Consider the following 20,457-nt stretch of genomic DNA (forward strand, 5'->3'; position numbering starts at 1 on the left):
TATGCCTCAAAGTGCCCGGCGCCAAGGCGCGGCACAGTGGCCGCATGTTGGCCCCTGTTCCCTCCCTCGCCGCCCTCTGGGCTACCTGTCCCGCCCAGACCCGGGCCGCCGGGGCCATCTTGGTTCGTCGTGGCGATCCCACCACCGAAGTGCTGTACCTGGAGTCCGGCCAGGTGGTGCAAGGCGTGCAGGGCACCTCGTTGTTGGAGGGGTCGCTGCTGGAGCACCCACTGGGCACGCTCACCGGCCCCTGCTGGCTGGACGCCGCGGCGGCGGTGCTGGCCCAGCCCGCAGTTATGGACGCCGTGGCCCAGACCGAGGTGCGGCTGCGTGCGGTACCGCTGGCGGTGTTCCTGGCCACTCTGCCTGAAACCAGCAAGCCCGCACTCAGCGTGCTCATGGACATGGCCCGTGCCCATCGCCAACAAACCGAGCTGGCGGTCAGCCGCCTCGCCAAGGGCGCTGAGGCCCGCTGTGCCGAATGGTTGCTGCGGCACTCCCAGTCCACAGAGCAGGGCGCGTGCCAGGTGCAGCTGCAGCAGCGCAAGCGCCTCATCGCCATCCAGCTGGGCATCGCACCCGAGACCCTGTCGCGCGTGCTGCGCCACTTGCGGGAGCGCAGCCTCATCAGCGGCTCGGGCCGGGTCGTTCAGCTGGTGGATCCCCAAGGGCTGCGCGACCTGGCAGGCGTCTAGCGGCAGAGCCTGCGGCTGCAGCGGCCCCTTGCGGGCCTGTGTGCGGTGTACGAAAAGCAGGTGGCCCGCTATAGTGGTGCCAAGCATGCAGAAGCCGTCACAAGAACAAGGTGGGCATGTCTTCATTGGGAGATGCCGATGGCCCTTGAGGCTGACCTGTCCGCCCCAGCCCTTCCCGTTCGCAAGCGCACGCGGCTATTTGTCGTCGTCTGGATATTTGTCTCGGTGGTGGTGGGCGTGTTTGTCCTCACCTGCCTCAGCATCTCCCTGCTCTCCGCCGTGCGCGCCTATGTGGCGGGCGAGGGCCTGTGGTCCAAGGGGCAGAAGGACGCCCTCTATGCCCTGACCCGCTACACCCTGTACGCCAACGAGGCCGACTATGGCGCCTACCTCTCGGCCCTGGCCGTCAACACCGGGGACCGGCAGGCCCGCATCGAACTGGAGAAGCCGGACCCTAACCTGGCCATCGCCCACGATGGGTTCTTGCAAGGGCGCAACCACCCGGACGATATTGACGGCATGGTGTTCCTGTTTCGGCGCTTTCGCGACCTGCCCGATATCGACAAGGCCATCACCATCTGGGCCGCGGCGGACCACCAGATCGAACAGCTCAGGCTGGTGGGGTCTAACATTCACGCTGCCATCCTCGCCGGCCCGTTGACACCTGAACAGGTGCGGCAGTTTCTGCTGCAGCTGCACGCCATCAATGACGCGCTCACGCCGCTGGAAGATAACTTCTCTTACACCCTGGGTGAGGCTGCGCGCAAGTACACGCTGGTAATCCTGCTGGTGGTGTTGGTGGCGGTACTCATCATGCTGACGCTGGCCTACTGGGCCTCGCGACGCCTGCTGCTGCAGTTTGAGTTGACCCAGGAAGTGTTGCGCAAGGGCGAGGAGCAGCTCAAGAGCGTGTTGCAGTTCGCGCCCTTGCCCTTCATCATCGTGCGCATGTCTGACGAGCGCGTGGTCTACACCAATGACCATGCGCGCAGTCAGTTTGCCTTGGGGGATGGTCCGCTGGACGCCATACGCCCGCGGGACTTTTATGTGAACGCTGCCGACCGGGACCGCCTGGTCACGGCCATCCAGGCCACGGGGCGCGTGTCCGACCTGGAGCTGCAACTGAAGGACGCCCACGGCAAGCCCTTCTGGGGGCTGTACTCGTCCCAGCGCATCCGCTATGGCGGGCATGACTGCGTGATGACGGCGCTGCTCAATGTGGACGAGCGCAAACGCGCACATGACGAGCTGAGCTACCGCGCCTACCACGATGCATTGACCGGACTACCCAACCGCGCCATGTTCATGGACGCACTCAAGCGCACCCTGCACCGCATGGAGCGTAGCGAGGGGGCAACCTCGCTGCTATTCATTGACCTGGACCACTTCAAGGCGGTCAACGATAGCCTGGGCCATGACCTAGGCGATCTGCTGCTACAGCAAGTGGCGCAGCGCATCGAAGACTGCGTGCGTGAGGGCGATCTGGTTGCCCGCCTGGGCGGCGACGAGTTTGTGGTGCTGGTGGAGGGTCATGACGACGCCCACCGCATGGCCGAAAAAATCCTTGCGGTGCTGCGCCCTACCTACCAGCTGGGCGACCACGCGCTGCAGGTAACCGCCAGCATCGGCGTGAGCTGCTTTCCGCAGGATGGCACCGAACTCAGCAGCCTGCTGAGTGCGGCGGACTTTGCCATGTACCAGGCCAAGACATCGGGCCGGGACGGGGTGCAGTTTTACGCCCGGCCGCAATAGGCCACAATTTTCCATGCGCATTCATTCTCAACCAGCTTCCTCACTCCCCGCCTCTTTGGCCCGCTTTTCCCAACGGCAAGGGCGCCCCGTCTGGGCCGCTGCTTGGCTGTTGGGCCTGTTGGCGGGCGGTGCCTGGTTGCTGGTGCTGTCCATGGACCGCAGCCAGGCCGACTTTGAAACCGACGCCCGCATTGCCCACCGCATCCTGTCGCAACGCGCGCTGCAGCACGAGGCCGTGCTGGCCACGCTAAGCCTCATGCAGCCCGAGCTGGACAGCCGCCTGCCCGCGATCTACCCGCAATTTCTGAACATGTGGCAGCGCTCACCCCACCAGACCTGGCCCGTAGACGCGGCGCTGGCCGCGGACCTGAGCGCGGCCGAAGCATCCAAGGGGGCGCCCGAGCTGGCGCGTGCAGACTTTGCGGCTGGCCGCTTCTGGATCGCCATGGCACCGGCCAGTGGCGTGCCCGATGCCGCGTCGTACGCGCTGGAGGTGTCGCTGCCGCTCATGGTGCCCTGGGCCGACTGGCCCTTTGGTGACGGGCCCGAGGCAGCCACTGCACGCCACACCCGCGCGTGGCTGGAGCTGGGCACCGCGCGCTGGCAAATCCATGCGGGGGACGATCGCGCACTGCGCCGCTTTGTGTTCCGCAAACACCTGGCCGCGGCCAGCCAGCCGTTTGACATGGTGGCCGAGCGCAGCTACGGCCTGGCCGACCTGCCCTGGTGGCCTTGGCTGGCCTGGCTGGCGGGCTGGAGCCTTGCCCTGGCCGCACTGGCCAGCGCACTGCGCCAGCGCCGTGCGCGCCAGCGCGCCGAAGAGCTGCTGCGCCTGGGCCAAGTGTCGCGCCTCAATGCGCTGGGTGAGCTGGCCGCCGGCCTGGCCCATGAGCTGAACCAACCACTGACTGCCGTGCTGGCCACCACCCAGGCCACGGTGCGCCTGCTGGTCGAGGACCCGCCCGACGTGGCCCAGGCCCAGGCCGCCATGGACAAGACCGTGGTGCAAGCCCGGCGTGCCGCCGAGGTGGTGGCCCGACTGCGCCGCGCTATCGAGCGGCCCAACACCGGCACCACCACACCGGTGGACGTGGCCCAGGCCGCGCGCGATGTGCTGCAGCTGCTGGAACCCGAATGCCGCAAACGCACAGTGGCCGCGCAGCTGGAAGGCCCCACCTCGCTGCTGGCGCTGGGCGACCCCGTGGCGCTGGAGCAAATCTTGCACAACCTGGTGATCAACGCGTTGAGCTCACTGGAGCAGGTGCAGGGCAGGGCGCGCGTGCTCACGCTGACCGTTGAGGCTGTGGCGCCCGCCACCGTGCGCCTGAGCGTGCAAGACAACGGCCCCGGCGTGCCAGCCGCGCTGGCCGATCGCCTGTTTGAACCCTTTGTGAGCGGGCGCCCCGGTGGCCTTGGGCTGGGCCTGAGCCTGTGCGAAACGCTGGCCGCCGAAATGGGGGGCCGCATCCGCTACACACCGGCGCAACCGGGGGCGGTATTTGTGCTGGAACTGCCCACCGCCACCGCAGGAGACGCCGCATGAGCGCCGCCGAATCCCTGTCCCCGTTGATCCACCTGGTGGACGACGACGAGGCCGTGCGCGACGCACTGGCGCTGCTCATCAGCACCGTGGGCCTGCGCGTGCAGCCTTGGGCCGACCCTGAGCGCTTTCTGGCCGAGTTTGACCGCCACAGCCTGGGCGCTGTGGTGCTGGACATGCGCATGCCCGGCATCTCCGGGCTGGCGGTGTTGGAGCAGTTGCAGGCCGCGGGCGTGGACCACCCCGTGGTCATGCTCACCGGCCACGGCACGGTAGACCTGTGCCGCCGTGCCTTCAAGGCCGGTGCGGCCGAGTTTCTGGAGAAGCCGGTGAACGACGAACTGCTGCTGGACACCCTGCAGCAAGCCGTGCGCCGCCACGTCAAATCCCGCCAGCGCCACGCCGCCGACCAGGCTGCGCGCCAGCGCTACGCGGGCCTGACCGAGCGCGAACGCGAGGTGCTGGGCCTGATCATCGAAGGCCTCACCAACAAAGAAATCGGCCGCGCGATGGCCGTGTCACCGCGCACGGTGGAGACGCATCGGGCCAATTTGTTCGAGAAGCTGGAAGCGCCGTCGCTGGCGCATTTGATTCGGCACTATGCGGCGTTGGTGGAAGAAGGGGATGGGTGAAAGGGGTGAGTACGTGTTGAATTGGCCATTCAGACAAGACAGCTTTTTGTCCAGTTATCTAACGAGGTTTGTAATGAGATTTCTCGCGTTCGCGGTGGTGGTGCTTCTGACGGGTGTGTTGGGCGGTTGTACTACTCCATTAGGTGCTTCAAGCTACCAAAAGGTTGCAGTGGTTTCAGTTATGGCCCAGATGTCCCAGTCGAACAAAATACCGTCATTCAATCCTGAATATTCTCCCCCCGCCTACTTCACTGTGTCAGTAGGCGAAGTCATTGCAACCCACGGTAATCGTTGCCATGCAACCTATCTCTGCACCTACTTTGCGGACAGGGATTCGTATTACCTGCTGGAAGACTATGGGGTTGTTCCTTCCTTTTCAATTCCGACCCATGCGGTAGTGATCGTCGATGGACGCACAGGAAAATTGCTCAAAGGTAAGTAGCTCCGAGCCCATCAAGTAGCTTGTTCCGGTCTCCGTATTTCTACGGAGCCCCGCGCGTAAGCCTACGAATACCCCGCAGCGCCCCCTTTTTCTACAGTTCTCCCAACGGCAAACAACAGTCTGCCGTCCCTTAAAACCCTATAGGAGAACCGTATGAACAAGTCCCTGTCTGCCCTCGCCATTGCTTCCATCGCCCTGTTCGCCGCCGCTGGCGCGCAAGCTCAGGCGGTGCGTACCGAGCACAACATGTCGCTGGACCTGGCCAACCGCATTGCCACGGCTGCTGTGGCTTCCTGCCAGGACAAGGGCTATGCCGTGACCACCACCGTGGTGGACCGCGCGGGCACCGTGCGCGCCGTGCAGCGCGCTGACAACGCCGGCCCCCACACCGTGGAAGCCAGCCGCGCCAAGGCATACACCTCCGCCTCCGCCAAGAACACCACGCTGGCGATGATGGAAAACGCGCAGAAGAACCCCGCAGCCGCCACGCTGGTCTACCTGCCCGGCATGCTGCTGGTGGGCGGCGGTGTGCCGGTGAAGGTGGGCAACGAAGTGATTGGTGCCGTGGGCATTGGCGGCGCACCTGGCGGCCATCTGGACGAGCAGTGCGCCGTGGCGGCTCTGGCCACCGTGGCTGACCTGCTGAAGTAAGGTCTCGCCATGCGCCAGCCTCTTTTTGCCATAGCTATCGCCTGGGCCTTGTTGGGGCTGGCCCCCGCCCAGGCGCAGGTTGCGCCCAGCGCGGCCCAGGCCACGCAGTACACGGGCCTGCTGGGTGCCGCGCACCGTGGTGATGTGGCCAAGCTGCGCACCCTGCTGGCGGCCAAGCCGGCGCTGGAGGTGCGCGACGCCCAGCAGCGCACGCCGCTGCATGTAGCCACCTACGCCAGCCAACGCGAAGCGATTCGCCTGCTGGCAGCAGCCGGTGCAGACCTGAACGCTATGGAGTACCAGCAGTACGACCCGGTGACGATTGCTTCGGTAGCGAATGACGAAGAGACGCTGGCACTGTTGCTGCAGCTGGGTGCGAGTGCCAAGAACACGACGAGCCCTTACGAGGGCACGGCGCTGATCGCCGCTGCGCACCTGGGCCACACGGGCGTGGTGCGCCAGCTCATTGCGGCCGGTGCGCCGCTGGACCATGTGAACAACCTGCACTGGACGGCGTTGATCGAGGCGGTGGTGCTGGGGGATGGCGGCACGCGCCACACCGACATCGTGCGCCAGTTGCTGGCGGCCGGGGCCAACCCCAAGCTGACGGACCGCAGCGGCCACACGCCGCTGCAGCTGGCCCAGGCCCGCGGTTACCAGACCATGGTGGCCCTGCTGCAGGCCAGTGCCAAGCCCTGAGCGGCTTACTCGCTGGTAGCAGGTGCCGCCGGGTCAGCCTTTCTCACCAAACCCAGCTCCGGGTGCTGCCCCGTCAGCAGCAAAAACATGGCGAACATGGGGCCTTGCATGCAGCGTTCGTCGGTCGGGCTTTCCAGCGCCTGCCAGGTGCGAGACTGCAGGCCGCCGCGGCTGCCGGTTTGCAGGGAATAGCCCATCAGCTCGGCCGCCTGGGCCTGGTTCAGCCCGGCAGCCAGGCGCGCGGCCTTGAGCTGCTCGCCCGTGGGAATGGGCATGGTCAGCGTGATGGGGGATGGGAGTGCGGCGGGAGTGGTGGCGGTGTCTGGCGTCATGCCCCGGACTGTAACGCGCGCAGCACGTTTTCGGCCGTGGCCGGGGCGGTCAGCCGCACGGCGGCGCCATCGCCTTTGGCCTGTGCCACTGCGTCGCGCAGCGCCTCGTAGACGCTGATGGCCAGCATGAACGGAGGCTCACCCACAGCCTTGCTGCCAAACACGTTGTCCTCGCGGTTGGGCTCGGGCCACAGGTCCACCTTGAAGTGCTCGGGCACATCGCCCGCGGTGGGAATCTTGTAGGTGCTGGGCGCGTGGGTGCTCAGATACCCCTTGTCGTTCCACACCAGCTGCTCAGTCGTCAGCCAGCCCATGCCCTGCACAAAGCCACCCTCGATCTGCCCTACGTCAATCGCCGGGTTGATGCTGCGGCCCACGTCATGCAGGATGTCTACTTTCAGTACCCGGCTCTCGCCGGTCAGCGTGTCGATCACCACCTCGGTACACGCCGCGCCATAGGCGAAGTAGTAGAAGGGGCGGCCGGTCAGCGTGGTCTTGTCGTAGTGGATCTTGGGCGTGCGGTAGAAGCCGTCGCTCCAGAGCTGGATGCGATTGGCGTAGGCCAGCTTCACCACCTCGTCAAAGCTGCGCGTGGCCACGGGCGAGAACACCTCGCCACCCTTGAACTTGATGGCGCCGGCACCGCAGCCGTCCAACCCGCAGACAAAGGCCGCCAGGTTGTCGCGCACATGGCGCGCGGCAAACTGGGCGGCGCGGCCATTCAGGTCGGTGCCGGCGCTGGCGGCGGTGGCCGATGCGTTGGGCACCTTGCTGGTGTCGCTGGCGGTGCACAGCACGCGGGCAAATGGAATGCCCAGCTCGTCCGCCACGATCTGCGCCACCTTGGTGTGCAGGCCCTGGCCCATTTCGGTGCCGCCGTGGTTCACCTGCACGCTGCCGTCGGTGTACACATGCACCAGCGCGCCAGCCTGGTTGAACAGCGTGGCGGTGAAGCTGATGCCGAATTTGACCGGCGTGATGGCGATGCCGCGCTTGAGTACCGGGCTGCTGGTGTTCCAAGCAGAAATGGCCTCTACCCGGCGTCGGTATTGCGCAGACAGCTCCAGTTTTGATAGCAGCGGCTGGAGGATGTTGTCCTCCACCTTCATCTGGTAGTGGGTCGTATCCCGCTTCTGGTCGGTGCCGGCAATGGCCTCGTCGCTGTACAGGTTGCGCAGGCGCACGTCCAGCGGGTCTAGCTTCAGCGCACGGGCGATGTCGCCCATGATGGTTTCGATCAGGATCACGCCCTGCGGCCCGCCAAAGCCGCGGAACGCCGTGTGGCTTTGCGTGTTGGTCTTGCAGCGGTAGGAGGTGATGTCCACATCCTGCAGGTAGTAGGCGTTGTCGCTGTGGAAGATGGCGCGGTCGGCCACGGGGCCCGACAGATCGGCGCTGAAGCCGCAGTTGGCCGCCATTTGCAGCTGCAGCGCGGTCAGGCGGCCGCTGTCGTCAAAACCTGCGCGGTATTCGTAGGCAAACGGGTGGCGCTTGCCGGTGACCATGAAGTCGTCGTCGCGGTCCATGCGCAGCTTGACGGCGCGCTTGGTCTTCACCGCGGCCACGGCGGCCCACACGGCCAGGTGGCCGGCCTGCGTTTCCTTGCCGCCAAAGCCGCCCCCCATGCGCCGGCACTCCACGCGCACCGCATGGTTGTCGATGCCCAGCGCGTGGCTCACCCAGTGTTGCACCTCACCGGGGTGCTGGGTGCTGCTGTAAATCCACCACTGGTTTTGCTCCAGCGGCATGGCGTAGGCAATCTGCCCTTCCAGGTAGAAATGTTCCTGGCCGCCCACTTCCAGCGTGCCGTGCAGGGTGTGCGGTGCAGCGGCCAGTGCTGCGGTCGCATCACCGCGCTTGACGGTCACGGGCGGCAGCACAAAGCTCTTGGCGTCCAGCGCCTGCTGCACGGTCAGCACGGCGGGCAGGGCCTCGATGTTCAGTTTGACCTGGCGCGCCGCGTGGCGGGCCTGCATGGCGGTGTGGGCCACCACCACGCCCACCACCTGGCCGACAAACTGCACGGTGTCCATAGCGAACACGGGCTCGTCGCCCGCAAAGGCGGCCAGCATGGGGTCGCCGGGAATGTCCTCGCTCAGCACCACGCTCACCACGCCGGGCATGGCCAGCGCGGCGCTGGCATCCACGCCCAGCAGCTTTCCGTGTGCCACGGTCGAGAGAATGGGCGCCGCATGCAGGGTGCCGCGCACCTCGGGCAAGTCGTCGATGTAGTGCACGGCGCCGGCCACCTGGGCCACGGCGCTCTCATGCGCGTGGGACACACCGGCGGCGTGCGAAGCAGTCAGTCCCGCGATAGGGGTGTTGGCATTCATGCGGCTTCTCCTTCCAGCACAAAGCTTTCCAGGTTGACGGCGGCCAGGCCCTGGCTATCCAGCCAGTAGCGCTGCAGCAGGTTGCCCAGCACCTCGGTGCGGTAGGCGCTGCTGGCGCGCATGTCGGAGATGGGCGAAAACTCGGTACGCAGCGTGGCCATGGCTGTCATCACCGTGTCGGCCGTCCAGGCCTGGCCGGTTAGCGCCGCTTCGGTCTTGCGGGCGCGCACCGGCGTGGCCGCCACACCACCCACGCCGATGCTGGCGTGGGCCACCTTGCCCTCCACGATATGCAGGTTCAGCGCCAGGCAGACGGCGGAGATGTCGTCTTCAAAGCGTTTGGATATTTTGTAGACACGCGAGTGCTCTTTGGCAACCGCCTTGGGCACCTTGATCCAGGCCAGCACTTCGTCCGGGGCCATCACGTTCTTGCGGTAGCCGGTGTAGAGGTCTTCCAGGCGCAGCTCGCGGTGCACGACCCGGCCTTTGCGCAAGGCCATCAGCACCACGTTGGCACCCAGGGCAATCAAGAGCGGCATCGAGTCGCCAATCGGTGAACCGTTGGCTACGTTGCCGCCCAGTGTGCCGGCGTTGCGCACCGGCAGGCCGGCAAAGCGGCTGGCGAAGGCGCCCAGCTGCGGCCGGTCGGCCACCAGGGCGGCAAAGGCGTCGGTCAGCGTCACCGCGGCGCCAATGGCGATGTGGTGGGGGTACTGCTCCACACGGCGCAATTGGGCGACCTGGGTCACGTCCAGCACCTGGGGGAAGTCCATGTGCATCTTGTTGACCCACAGGCCCACGTCGGTACAGCCGGCCACGATTTGTGCCTGCGGGTGCTTGGCGCGCGCGGCCAGCAGGCCCTGCAGCGTGGTGGGGGATTTGTAAGCCAAATCGGCCTCTAGCCCCCGTGGAATCTGCGCAAGCTGCTTCAGTTTTGATAGCGTTTTGGCCTCGTCCACCGGCACGGCGGGCAGGCCCAGCATGGTTTGGGCGGCGTCCAGGATGGGCCGGTACCCGGTGCAGCGGCACAGGTTGCCGCTCAGCGCGTGCTGGGCGTCGGCCCGGGTGATGGGCTGGCCGGCGTGGGCGTGCTGCTGGTACAGGCCAAACAGGCTCATGACAAAACCGGGGGTGCAAAAGCCGCACTGGGAGCCGTGGCACTGCACCATGGCCTCTTGGGCAGGATGCAGCCGGCCATCGTCGCTGGCCAGGTCTTCCACCGTCCACAGCGCCTTGCCATCCAGGCTGTGCGCCATCTTGATACAGCTGTTGACGGCCTTGGTCTGCAGTTGGCCATTGACTTCTTCACCCACCACCACGGTGCAGGCGCCGCAGTCGCCTTCGTTGCAGCCTTCCTTGGTGCCGGTGCAGTGCAGGTCCTCGCGCAGCACCTCCAGCAGCGTGCGGGTGGGGGGGACGCCGGGCAGCGTCACGATCTCGCCGCGGCGGATGAATCTCAAAACTTGGGTTGTCATGGAATGGGTTCCTCGTGCGGGAGGGTAAGTCGGGAGGGGCATCGTTCCCATACGCATTAGCATATGGCACCAATTTACACGCCTGTATGAGAGACCAATCCCTTTTCGACAAGATAGACCTTCATCTGATCAGGGTCCTTCATACCGTGTTAACCGAGCGCAGCGTTTCCAAAGCCGCCATCCGTCTGGGCATGCACCAGCCGGCGGTGAGCGCGTCGCTGAAGCGCTTGCGCGACTTCGCCGGCGACCCACTTTTGGTGCGCTCCGGCTCGGGCATGGTGCCCACCGAGACGGCGCTGCGCATGCTGGAACCAAGTGCCAGCATATTGCGTGCCGCCGAGATGCTGTTCTCCGACGCGCGGGGTTTTGAGCCCGCCACGGCGCGCAACACCTTCCGCCTGGCCGCCAGCGACTACCTGGACCCGCTGTTCTTGCCCCAGCTGGTGGCGCAGATCAAGTCGCACGCGCCGCTGGCCGAGATCGAAATCCATGCCCTGTCCGGCGCCAGCGACTACCGCACCTTGCTGGCCCAGGGCGATATTGACGTGGTGATCGGCAATTGGCCGCAGCCGCCCGACGACCTGCACCTGGGCCGCCTGTTTGGCGACGAGGTGGTCTGCCTGGTGTCCAAAAAGCACCCGGCCGTGCGCCGCGGCTGGGACCAGGCCTCATGGCTGGAGGCCGAGCACATTGCCCCCGGCGCCACCCACCCCGGTGCCAAGGGCGTGATCGACGACCACCTGAGCAGCCTGGGCCTGCAGCGGCATATCGTGGCGCGCTGCCCGCATTTCGGGCTGATTCCGGGCATGGTGGCATCAACCTTGCTGGTGCTCACCACCGGCAGGCAGTACTGTGAGCGGTTTGTGGACACACTCCCCGTCAAAATACTGCCTTGCCCCGTGGAGTTCCCCCGCATGATGTATTACCAGCTTTGGCATGCCCGCACCCATACCAGCGCCTCCAACAAGTGGTTGCGCGAGCGCATCAAGTCGGTCGCTGCCGAACTCCGAAAAGAATAAGAGACACGCACCCATGGCCCCACCCGTACCAGACTCCCCGCATTCGTCCGTTCCCAGGCTCCAGCTCACCGGCATCACCAAGGCCTATCCCGGCGTGGTGGCCAACAGCGACGTGTCGCTCAGCGTGCTGCCGGGCCAGACCCATGCGGTGCTGGGCGAAAACGGGGCCGGCAAGTCCACCTTGATGAAGATCATTTACGGTTCGGTCAAGCCCGACGCCGGCCAGATCCTGTTCAACGGCAAGCCCGTCACCATCCGCAACCCCAAGGAAGCGCGGGCCCTGGGCATCAGCATGGTGTTCCAGCACTTCAACCTGTTTGACACCATTACCGTGGCCGAGAACGTCTGGCTGGGTCTGGACAAGGCGCAAAGCCTGGAACAGGTGACGTCAAGCATCACCGCCAAGGCCGCCGAGTACGGCCTGGACATCGACCCCAGCCGCCCGGTGCACACGCTGAGCGTGGGCGAGATGCAGCGTGTGGAAATCATCCGTGCGCTGCTGACCAACCCGCAGCTACTGATCCTGGATGAGCCCACCTCGGTGCTGACGCCGCAGGCGGTGGAAAAATTGTTTGTGGTGCTGAAAAAGCTGGCTTCGCAAGGCTGCAGCATTCTGTACATCAGCCACAAGCTGCACGAGATTCGCGAGCTGTGCAATGCCTGCACCGTGCTGCGCGGTGGCAAGGTCACCGGCGTGTGCAACCCGGCCGAAGAATCGAACGCATCGCTCTCGCGCCTGATGATCGGCGCCGAGCCGCCGCAGCTGGAGCATCGCCCGCAGCAAGCTGGCGCTCCGGTGCTGACGGTCAGCCAGCTGAGCCTGGCGCGCGAAGACCAGTTTGGTGTGGACCTGGACGGCATCTCGCTCACCGTGCATGCGGGTGAGGTGGTGGGCATTGCCGGTGTGTCCGGTAACGGGCAAAGGGAATTGCTCTACGCGCTATCCGGCGAAGACTGCCGCGCGCCCAAGGGCAGCGTGCGCATGGGTGCTGCCGATGTGTCGGCCCTGCATCCTGGCGCACGGCGTGCGCTGGGCCTGCACTTTGTGCCTGAAGAACGCCTGGGCCGCGGCGCAGTGCCCACACTGAGCCTTGCGCAAAACATGCTGCTGACCCGCACCGGATCGATCTCTATGCCCAAGTTTGCCGGCGGCTGGATCCGCGTGCGCCAGCTCGAGGAGCATGCCGCCCGCATCATCAAAACCTTCGGTGTGAAAGCCAATGGACCCACGGCGGTGGCCCGTTCGCTGTCGGGCGGAAACCTGCAGAAGTTCATTGTGGGCCGCGAGATTGACGCGGCGCCCAAGCTGTTCATCGTGTCCCAGCCCACCTGGGGCGTGGACGTAGGGGCGGCCGCACAAATCCGCGGGGCCATCCTGGCGCTGCGCGATGCGGGCTGCGCCGTGCTGGTGGTCAGCGAAGAACTGGAAGAGCTGTTTGAGGTGAGCGACCGCCTGCACGTGATTGCGCGTGGAAAGCTGTCGCCCTCGGTGCCGGTGGCAGAGGCCACGGTGGAAAAGATTGGAGAGTGGATGAGTGGTTTGTGGAACGCGCCTGTGAAAGCGGAGGTGGCCCATGGCTAAGTCCGGTCTCAAACTCGAAGCGCGCCCCCAGCCGTCCAAGGGCTGGAGCTACGGCTCGCCACTCTTGGCGCTGCTGGTGACGGTCATCATTGGCGTCATTCTGTTCGCTGCGCTGGGCAAAGACCCGGTACGTGGTCTGCTGGTCTTCTTTTGGGAACCCATCAAGAGCGGCTATGCCGTGGGCGAGCTAGTGGTCAAGGGCACGCCGCTGTTGCTCATTGCACTGGGGCTGGCCGTGTGTTTCCGCTCCAATGTGTGGAACATTGGCGCTGAGGGCCAGTACATCATCGGCGCGGTGTGCGCCGGTGGCGTGGCCCTGTTGGCCGACAAGGCAACGGGCGGCTGGATGGTGGTGCCCGTGGTGCTGGCAGGTATTGCGGGGGGCATGGTCTGGGCAGCGCTCACGGCTTTTTTGCGCGACAAGTTCAACGCCAACGAAATTCTGGTGAGCTTGATGCTGGTCTACGTGGCGGTGCAGGTGCTGGGCTACTTGGTCTACGGCCCCTGGAAAGACCCTGGCGGCTACAACTTCCCGCAGACCAAAACCTTTGAAGCGGCCACGCGCATTCCGCGCCTGTTCCAGAGCTCGCGCGTGAGCATTGGCCTATTGTTTGCGCTGGTGGGCGTGGCGGGAGTCTGGGTGTTTCTGTTTCGCACGCGGGCCGGTTTTGCCCAGCAGGTGGGCGGTTTGGCGCCTGCCGCATCGCGCTACGCCGGTTTCTCGTCGCGCCGCGCGCTGTGGACGGCGCTGCTGGTGTCGGGCGGCATGGCCGGTCTGGCGGGCGCGCTGGAGGTGGCGGGCCCGGTGGGGCAGCTCACGCCCTATGTGCCCGCTGGCTACGGTTTTGCGGCCATCATCGTGGCCTATGTGGGGCGCCTGCACCCCGTGGGCATGGTGCTCTCGGCCTTGCTGATGAGCATGTTTTACATCGGGGGGGAGCTGGCGCAATCGCGCCTGGGCCTGCCCAAATCGCTGACGGGCGTGTTCCAGGGCCTGCTGCTGTTCAGCCTGCTGGCTTGCGACACGCTGGTGAACTACCGCCTGAAATGGGTCTCCGCCGCCGGAGGAAAGAAGTAATGGACGCCTACGCACTGCTCATTGCCGCCACGCTGAACGCGGGCACCGTGCTGGCTATCGCCTCCCTGGGCCTGTTGATCAATGAAAAAGCCGGCATCGTGAACCTGGGTGCCGAGGGCATGATGCTCTGCGCCGCCATTGCGGGCTTTGCTGCGGTGGTGCACACGGGCAGCGACGTGGCGGGCTTTGTGGCCGGCATGGCTGCAGGCGCCGTCATGGCGGCCATCTTTGGCGTGCTGGTCATCTGGCTCAACACCAACCAGTACGCCACGGGCTTGGCACTGAGCTTGTTTGGCGCCGGGTTTTCGGCCTTCGCTGGCATTTCCTATGTGCAGGCCAAGATGCCTGACCGCCCCAGTTTTGCCGTCCCCGGGCTGGCGGACATTCCCTTCATCGGCCCGGCCCTGTTCCGCCACCACCCCATGGTCTACCTGACCGTTCTGTTTGCGCTGGCGCTGATCTGGTTTTTGTACCGCACGCGTGCGGGCCTGATCTTGCGCAGCGTGGGTGAGAGCCCCGAATCTGCCCATGCCCTGGGCTACCCGGTGCGCGGCATCCGCCTGCTGGCCGTGGTGGTGGGCGGTGCGCTGTGCGGCCTGGCGGGCGCCTACATTTCCATCATCTACACCCCGTTGTGGGTGGAGGGCATGGTGGCCGGCAAGGGCTGGATTGCGCTGGCGCTGACCACCTTCGCCACCTGGCGCCCGGCACGGGTGTTGCTTGGTGCTTACCTGTTTGGGGGTGTCACCATGCTGCAATTCCATTTGCAGGGCATTGGGGTGGAAGTGCCCAGCCAGTTCCTCACGATGCTGCCCTATGTGGCCACCATCGTGGTGTTGGCGCTGATCTCGCGCAACCCGCGCTGGATTCGGATTAATATGCCAGCTTCCATTGGCAAGCCGTTCTATCCGGGCTCCTGAGTGTTTCTATCGTTTCGGTTTTCTCTCTCGTTTTTTTAAAGGAAGTGACATGACAGATTTGCAAAAACGTTCACTGCTCCAGATCGCGGCCCTCACCGCGGTCGCGAGCGCGGCCCTGGTGGGCTGTGGCAAGAAGGAAGAGCCGGCACCCGCGCCTGCCCCTGCACCTGCTGCATCGGCCCCCGCACCGGCGCCCAAGGCAGAGCCCCTGAAGATCGCGTTTGCCTACGTGGGCCCTGTGGGCGACGGCGGCTGGACCTTTGCGCACGACAACGGACGCAAGGCCCTGGAAAAGGAATTCGGCGACAAGATCGTCACCAAGTTTGTGGAAAGCGTGCCTGAAGGCCCGGACGCCGAGCGCGTGATCCGCGAGCTGGCGACCGACGGTAACAAGCTGATCTTCGGTACCACCTTCGGCTACATGGAGCCCATGCTCAAGGTCGCTGCGGACTTCAAGGACACCAAGTTCGAGCACGCCACCGGCTACAAGCAAGCCGACAACATGCGCACCTACGACAGCCGCACCTACGAAGGTGCGTACATGGCGGGTGTGATCGCTGGCAAGATGAGCAAGACCGGCACGCTGGGCGTGGTGGCCTCGGTGCCAATTCCCGAAGTGATCCGCAACATCAACAGCTTCACGCTGGGCGCCCAAAGCAGCAACCCCAAGATCAAGACCAAAGTGGTGTGGGTGAACAACTGGTTTGATCCCCCCAAGGAAACTGAAGCCGCAACGTCGCTGATCAACGGCGGCGCCGACGTGCTGTTCCAGAACACAGACTCCCCCGCGGTGTTGAAGACGGCCGAAGCCAAGGGCAAGCGCGCCTTCGGCTGGGATTCCGACATGACTGCCTACGGCCCCAAGGCCCACCTGGCGTCCTCCATCATCAACTGGGGTCCTTACTACATCAAGGCCACCAAGGAAGCGTTGGACGGCACCTGGAAGGGTGGCACTGGCTCCTGGCTGGGCGTGAAGGACGGCGCGATCGATATCGTGTCCATTGCTGAAGACGTGCCCGCCGAAACCAAGACCAAGATCGACGAGATCAAGAAGGGTCTGACCGATGGTTCCTTCGTGATCTGGAAGGGTCCGCTGAAAGACAACGCTGGCAAGGAAGTCCTCAAGGACGGTGAATCCGCCGACGACAAGTTCCTGTCTGGCGTGAACTTCTACGTCAAGGGCGTGGAAGGCAAGGTCCCCGGCGCCAAGTAATGGCAACGGTGTGATGCAAGGGCCGCCTCTGGGCGGCCCTTTGTGTTTGGAAGATAAGAGAACTTCAAGTGAAAGACCAAGGCATGAAGGAAACTGCCCTGTGGCACCCGGTGGTGCTGGCCAGCGAAGTCGCTGCACAGCCTGTGGCCGTGCGTTTGTTGGACCAGGCGCTGGTGCTGTGGCGTGACGCAACGGGCCACGTCCGCGCCTGGGCCGACCGCTGTCCCCACCGCGGCGCCCAGCTGTCGCTGGGCCGGGTGTGCAACGGGCACCTGGAGTGTCCCTACCACGGCTGGCAGTTTGACGCCCATGGGCAATGCACGCATGTGCCGGCACTGCCCGGCTTCAAGGCGCCCGCTACCCATGTCGCCCAGACCCATGCGGCGCAAGAGGCGTACGGGCTCGTGTGGGTGTGTCTGCCGGCCGATGCAGCGAAGAGCGTTGCCTTGCCCGCCTTTGCCGCAGAGACTGATGCCCAGCTGCGCAAGGTGAACTGCGGCCCCTACGACGTGGCCACCAGTGCGCCGCGCATCATCGAGAATTTTTTGGACATGGCCCATTTCGGCTTTGTGCATGACGGCTGGCTCGGCATGCGCGACGCCACGGCCATCGACGATTACACGGTGGAGCCCACCCCCACCGGCTTGCGGGCCACGCAGTGCAAGGCCTGGCAGCCGCAGAGCAATGTGCATTCCACCGCGCCCGCACAGGTGGAGTACACCTACGAGGTGGTCGCGCCCTATACCGCGGTGCTGACCAAGGTGCCCGATGCCGCCAGCGTGGCCTTGCAGGGGTTCCGTGAATCGATCGCGCTGTTCATCTGCCCGCTGACGCCGGAGAGCAGCCGGGTCTGGTTTCGACTGGCCATGGCCGACTTTGATTCGCCTGACACCAAGCTGCAAGATTTCCAGCACACCATCTTCATGCAGGACAAGCCGGTGCTGGAGTCGCAGACCCCAAAGCGTCTGCCCCTGGACCTGCGGGCCGAACTGCACACGGCCGCGGACAAGGCCTCGTCCGCCTACCGCCGCTACCTGAAACAACAGAACATTACTTTTGGAGTCTGCTAATGGCCTCTACCTACCCCACCGTCCAACCCGTTGCGGCAGACCGCATGCCGGCCTTGCTGCGCGCCATGCCCAAGGCCGAGCTGCACATGCATATCGAAGGCTCGCTCGAGCCCGAACTGATGTTTGCGCTGGCCAAGCGCAACAACGTGCCGCTGCGCTTTCCCAGCGAACAGGCACTGCGTGACGCCTATGTGTTCAATAACCTGCAGGAGTTCCTGGACATCTACCACGAGGGCACCATGGTGCTGAAGACCGAGCAGGACTTCTACGACATGACCTGCGCCTACCTGGCCAAAGCACAGGCCGACAACGTGCTGCACACCGAAATCTTCTTTGACACGCAAACGCATACCGGTCACGGCCTGAGCGCCGAAGTGGTCATCAACGGCCTGTACCGGGCCTGCGCCGATGCGCCCGCCAAATTCGGCATGACGGCCTCGCTGATCCTTTGCTTTCTGCGCCACCTGAGTGAGGAGGAAGCCTTTGAATGCCTGGAGCAGGCGCTGCCACTGCGCGACAAGATCGTCGGCATTGGCCTGGCGTCCAGCGAAGTGGGCCACCCGCCCGAAAAGTTCGCCAAGGTCTACGCGCGCGCGCGGGAACTGGGCTTCCGTTTGGTAGCGCATGCGGGGGAAGAAGCTCCGCCTGCCTATATCTGGAGCGCACTCGATGTGCTGAAAGTCGAGCGCATCGATCACGGCGTGCAAGCTATCCACGATGCCGCGCTGATGCAGCGCCTGGCCAAGGACCGCATGCCACTCACCGTGTGCCCGCTCTCCAATCTCAAGCTGCGCGTGTTCCCCACTCTGAAACAGCACAACATCGGCACCATGCTGGATGCCGGCATCATGGCCACGGTCAACTCGGACGACCCGGCCTACTTTGGTGGCTACATCAACGAAAACTTCACCCAGACCTTTGCGGCCCTGGGCCTGACGGCACAACATGCCTATACGCTGGCACGCAACAGCTTTGACGCCAGCTTCATCGATGTATCGCTGCGCCGGCAGTACGTGCAGCGGCTGGACGCGGCGTTCGAGACGTTCAGGTAGGCGTCTGGGTTTCCAGCAGGGTCGTCACGATCTGCCCCAGACGGCGCAGGCCCTGTTCCACGTCATGCTGGTGGGGCCAGCCGCAATTGATGCGCAGGTAGGAATCAAAGCGCAGGCTGTTGGAAAACATCTGCCCCGGTGTCACCAGAATCTGCTGCGCCAGGGCAGCGTCGAACACGCGTCGGCTGGACAGCTTCTGCGGCAACTCCACCCAAAGCGACAGCCCGCCGTCGGGTACGTTCAGGCGCGTGCCCTCGGGAAAATAGCTGGCGATGGCCTGCGCCGTTTTTTCGCGCTGCACATGCAAGGTGCTGCGCAGGCGGCGCAAATGGCGATCGTAGGCGGGTGAGGCCATGTAGTCGGCCAGCGCCAGCTGTGACAACTCCTCGTTGCTGCGGGTCTGGCTGAACTTCAGCATTTCCACCCGCGCCTGCCAGCGGCCTGCAGTCATCCAGCCCACGCGTGCACCGGGCGCCAGGATCTTGTGCAACGAGGCGCAATAAATCACATTGCCTGTGGTGTCCCAGGATTTCATCGCCCGCAAGGGGGTGTCACCACGGGTGCTTTCGTTGACCAGCTCGCTGTAAGTGTCGTCTTCAATGAGGGCCACGCCCTGGCGCTCGCAGAGCTGCACCAGGCCTTGTTTGTGCGTGTCCGGCATGATGCTGCCCAGCGGGTTTTGCAAATGCGGCACCACCACCACGGCCTTGATGTTGTCGTAGGTCTGCATCGCCATCTCCAGCGCGTCCAGCGAGATGCCGGTCTGGGGGCTGGTCGGTATCTCCAGTGCACGCAGGCCCAGTGCCTCCAGTACCTGCAGCAGGCCGTAGAAGGTGGGGGACTCCACCGCGATGGTGTCACCGGGTTGGGCCACGGCGCGCAGTGCCAGGTTCAGCGCCTCAATGCAGCCATTGGTGATCTGCACCTCGTCAGGTGACAAGGTGACGCCCAGACTCAGCGCGCGCTTGGCCAGCACCGCGCGAAATTCCGGATTGCCGCGCGGGGACGAGGCCGACACCAACAACTGGGGGTGTGTGCGCAGCACCCGCATGGCGGCCAGCTTCAGGGCATCGGCCGGGTAGAGTTCGGGCGCACAGCGTGCCACGGCCAGATTGGTCTTGACCATGTGCAACCGGCCGCGCGCAATGAAGTCCGACACGCGCGCATGGATGCCAACGTACTGCGCCGGGTCTGGCGTGATGTCCATGCGCGGTTCGCTGACCGCCGCCAGCGTGTTGCGCAAGGGCTTGCGCACAAAGTAGCCCGAGCGCGGCCGCGCTTCCAGCCAACCCTCACTCTCCAGATGCCGGCTCAGCTGCATGGCGGTCGACAGGCTGACCTCGTGCTGGCGCATCAGGCTGCGCAGCGAGGGCATGCGGTCGCCCACCACCAGCGAACCCACCTGAATGGCACCGCGGTAGTGCGCGGCCAGGCGCTGGTAGATGGGCTCTGCCGCACTGGGTGGTTGGTGTTCTGTGGTGCAGGTCAATGCGGTGTCCATGGCCGATAGTCCTTGATCCGGGGCAGGAAGAACAGATACAGATTTATCAAAACCGTACCGTAACAGATGCCTCATGCCGTATCTGTTCTGGCAAAGACAGTACGCCACTGTGTCTGTTGCCAACGTGCCGTGCGCCATACGATTTCCCCCAAGCCCAACCCCACCGGACCCGGGTCTCTACCGCAGCACGCAGGAGGTTTCGTATGCCAAGCCGCTCAGGATCATCATTCCAAACCCGTCAGCTCAGGCTGGCCCGTGGGCAATCCCTGTTCCAGAAAATGCCACGTGGCACCGTGGTCCGGGTCGCTGTGGGCACCGCTGCCCTGGTGCAGCGCATTCACCTGGACCACGCCACCCTGGTGCAGCACACCGTGATGGCGCGCGGCACTGTGCACAGGATGCAGGTGTCGGGTTGGATGGAAATCTTGGCCCAGTCTGACGCGGAGCTGGAGCTGCTGCTGCCCCAGCGCG

19 protein-coding genes are annotated in these 20,457 nt (G+C 64.9%); 14 read left to right on the forward strand and 5 right to left on the reverse strand.

Features of this window, described 5'->3' with window-relative positions; translation table 11 throughout:
- The first annotated feature begins 44 nt into the window (after positions 1-44).
- From AC07OE_RS00960 to AC07OE_RS00990, 7 genes are all read left to right on the forward strand, one after another.
- Positions 45-695 carry a Crp/Fnr family transcriptional regulator gene (locus AC07OE_RS00960; protein ID WP_495068693.1) on the forward strand — a complete coding sequence of 217 codons (651 nt, stop codon included), beginning with the start codon at positions 45-47 and terminating at the stop codon, positions 693-695.
- A 138-nt stretch (positions 696-833) separates the two neighbouring features.
- Positions 834-2,447, forward strand: a complete 1,614-nt coding sequence (locus AC07OE_RS00965; RefSeq protein ID WP_495068694.1) for a diguanylate cyclase domain-containing protein — start codon at positions 834-836, stop codon at positions 2,445-2,447.
- Between the two features lie 13 nt (positions 2,448-2,460).
- Complete coding sequence (locus tag AC07OE_RS00970) at positions 2,461-3,990, forward strand: sensor histidine kinase (RefSeq protein WP_495068695.1); 1,530 nt, start codon at positions 2,461-2,463, stop codon at positions 3,988-3,990.
- Positions 3,987-4,619, forward strand: a complete 633-nt coding sequence (locus tag AC07OE_RS00975; RefSeq protein ID WP_094477666.1) for a response regulator transcription factor — start codon at positions 3,987-3,989, stop codon at positions 4,617-4,619. The genes AC07OE_RS00970 and AC07OE_RS00975 overlap by 4 nt, the downstream gene beginning before the upstream one ends.
- 73 nt (positions 4,620-4,692) lie before the next feature.
- A complete protein-coding gene (locus AC07OE_RS00980; protein ID WP_495068696.1) occupies positions 4,693-5,061 on the forward strand; it encodes a hypothetical protein in 369 nt (122 codons plus the stop codon).
- A 153-nt stretch (positions 5,062-5,214) separates the two neighbouring features.
- The gene (locus AC07OE_RS00985; protein ID WP_495068697.1) at positions 5,215-5,712 is read left to right on the forward strand and encodes a GlcG/HbpS family heme-binding protein; all 498 of its coding nucleotides are present in this window, start codon (positions 5,215-5,217) and stop codon (positions 5,710-5,712) included.
- A 9-nt stretch (positions 5,713-5,721) separates the two neighbouring features.
- Complete coding sequence (locus tag AC07OE_RS00990; RefSeq protein ID WP_495068698.1) at positions 5,722-6,411, forward strand: ankyrin repeat domain-containing protein; 690 nt, start codon at positions 5,722-5,724, stop codon at positions 6,409-6,411.
- Between the two features lie 5 nt (positions 6,412-6,416).
- On the opposite strand, the gene AC07OE_RS00995 is transcribed toward AC07OE_RS00990, so the two are convergent.
- Genes AC07OE_RS00995 through xdhA form a run of 3 tightly spaced genes read right to left on the reverse strand, consistent with a single transcriptional unit; the run spans position 6,417 to position 10,551 of the window.
- Positions 6,417-6,743: a helix-turn-helix domain-containing protein gene (locus AC07OE_RS00995; RefSeq protein ID WP_495068699.1), complete on the reverse strand. Its 327-nt coding sequence runs from the start codon at positions 6,741-6,743 to the stop codon at positions 6,417-6,419.
- The gene (gene xdhB, locus AC07OE_RS01000; protein WP_495068700.1) at positions 6,740-9,076 is read right to left on the reverse strand and encodes a xanthine dehydrogenase molybdopterin binding subunit; all 2,337 of its coding nucleotides are present in this window, start codon (positions 9,074-9,076) and stop codon (positions 6,740-6,742) included. The genes AC07OE_RS00995 and xdhB overlap by 4 nt, the downstream gene beginning before the upstream one ends.
- Positions 9,073-10,551, reverse strand: a complete 1,479-nt coding sequence (gene xdhA / locus AC07OE_RS01005) for a xanthine dehydrogenase small subunit (RefSeq protein WP_495068701.1) — start codon at positions 10,549-10,551, stop codon at positions 9,073-9,075. Before xdhA ends, xdhB begins: the two co-directional genes overlap by 4 nt.
- Positions 10,552-10,637: 86 nt before the next feature.
- Here xdhA and AC07OE_RS01010 point away from each other — a divergent pair, with 86 nt between their 5' ends.
- The 7 genes from AC07OE_RS01010 to AC07OE_RS01040 all read left to right on the forward strand — a co-directional run bounded on the left by AC07OE_RS01010 (position 10,638) and on the right by AC07OE_RS01040 (position 18,485).
- Positions 10,638-11,570 (forward strand): LysR family transcriptional regulator, encoded by a 933-nt coding sequence (locus tag AC07OE_RS01010; RefSeq protein ID WP_495068702.1) that lies wholly within the window; start codon positions 10,638-10,640, stop codon positions 11,568-11,570.
- Positions 11,571-11,583: 13 nt separating this feature from the next.
- Positions 11,584-13,152 carry an ABC transporter ATP-binding protein gene (locus AC07OE_RS01015; protein ID WP_495068703.1) on the forward strand — a complete coding sequence of 523 codons (1,569 nt, stop codon included), beginning with the start codon at positions 11,584-11,586 and terminating at the stop codon, positions 13,150-13,152.
- Positions 13,145-14,230 (forward strand): ABC transporter permease, encoded by a 1,086-nt coding sequence (locus tag AC07OE_RS01020; RefSeq protein WP_495068704.1) that lies wholly within the window; start codon positions 13,145-13,147, stop codon positions 14,228-14,230. The genes AC07OE_RS01015 and AC07OE_RS01020 overlap by 8 nt, the downstream gene beginning before the upstream one ends.
- The gene (locus AC07OE_RS01025; RefSeq protein WP_495068705.1) at positions 14,230-15,150 is read left to right on the forward strand and encodes an ABC transporter permease; all 921 of its coding nucleotides are present in this window, start codon (positions 14,230-14,232) and stop codon (positions 15,148-15,150) included. Before AC07OE_RS01020 ends, AC07OE_RS01025 begins: the two co-directional genes overlap by 1 nt.
- 49 nt (positions 15,151-15,199) lie before the next feature.
- On the forward strand, positions 15,200-16,363 hold the full coding sequence (locus AC07OE_RS01030) for a BMP family ABC transporter substrate-binding protein (protein WP_495068706.1): 1,164 nt from the start codon (positions 15,200-15,202) through the stop codon (positions 16,361-16,363).
- Positions 16,364-16,446: 83 nt separating this feature from the next.
- On the forward strand, positions 16,447-17,433 hold the full coding sequence (locus tag AC07OE_RS01035) for an aromatic ring-hydroxylating dioxygenase subunit alpha (RefSeq protein WP_495068707.1): 987 nt from the start codon (positions 16,447-16,449) through the stop codon (positions 17,431-17,433).
- Positions 17,433-18,485: an adenosine deaminase gene (locus AC07OE_RS01040; protein ID WP_495068708.1), complete on the forward strand. Its 1,053-nt coding sequence runs from the start codon at positions 17,433-17,435 to the stop codon at positions 18,483-18,485. The genes AC07OE_RS01035 and AC07OE_RS01040 overlap by 1 nt, the downstream gene beginning before the upstream one ends.
- Here the strand turns inward: AC07OE_RS01040 and AC07OE_RS01045 are convergent.
- Together AC07OE_RS01045 and AC07OE_RS01050 are read right to left on the reverse strand one after the other, a co-directional pair.
- The gene (locus AC07OE_RS01045; protein WP_495068709.1) at positions 18,478-19,986 is read right to left on the reverse strand and encodes an aminotransferase-like domain-containing protein; all 1,509 of its coding nucleotides are present in this window, start codon (positions 19,984-19,986) and stop codon (positions 18,478-18,480) included. The two genes, AC07OE_RS01040 and AC07OE_RS01045, sit on opposite strands and share 8 nt — an antisense overlap.
- A 224-nt stretch (positions 19,987-20,210) precedes the next feature.
- Positions 20,211-20,381 carry a hypothetical protein gene (locus tag AC07OE_RS01050; RefSeq protein WP_495068710.1) on the reverse strand — a complete coding sequence of 57 codons (171 nt, stop codon included), beginning with the start codon at positions 20,379-20,381 and terminating at the stop codon, positions 20,211-20,213.
- Positions 20,382-20,457: the final 76 nt, after the last annotated feature.

It is taken from the genome of Rhodoferax sp. GW821-FHT09E07 (genome assembly GCF_059416145.1).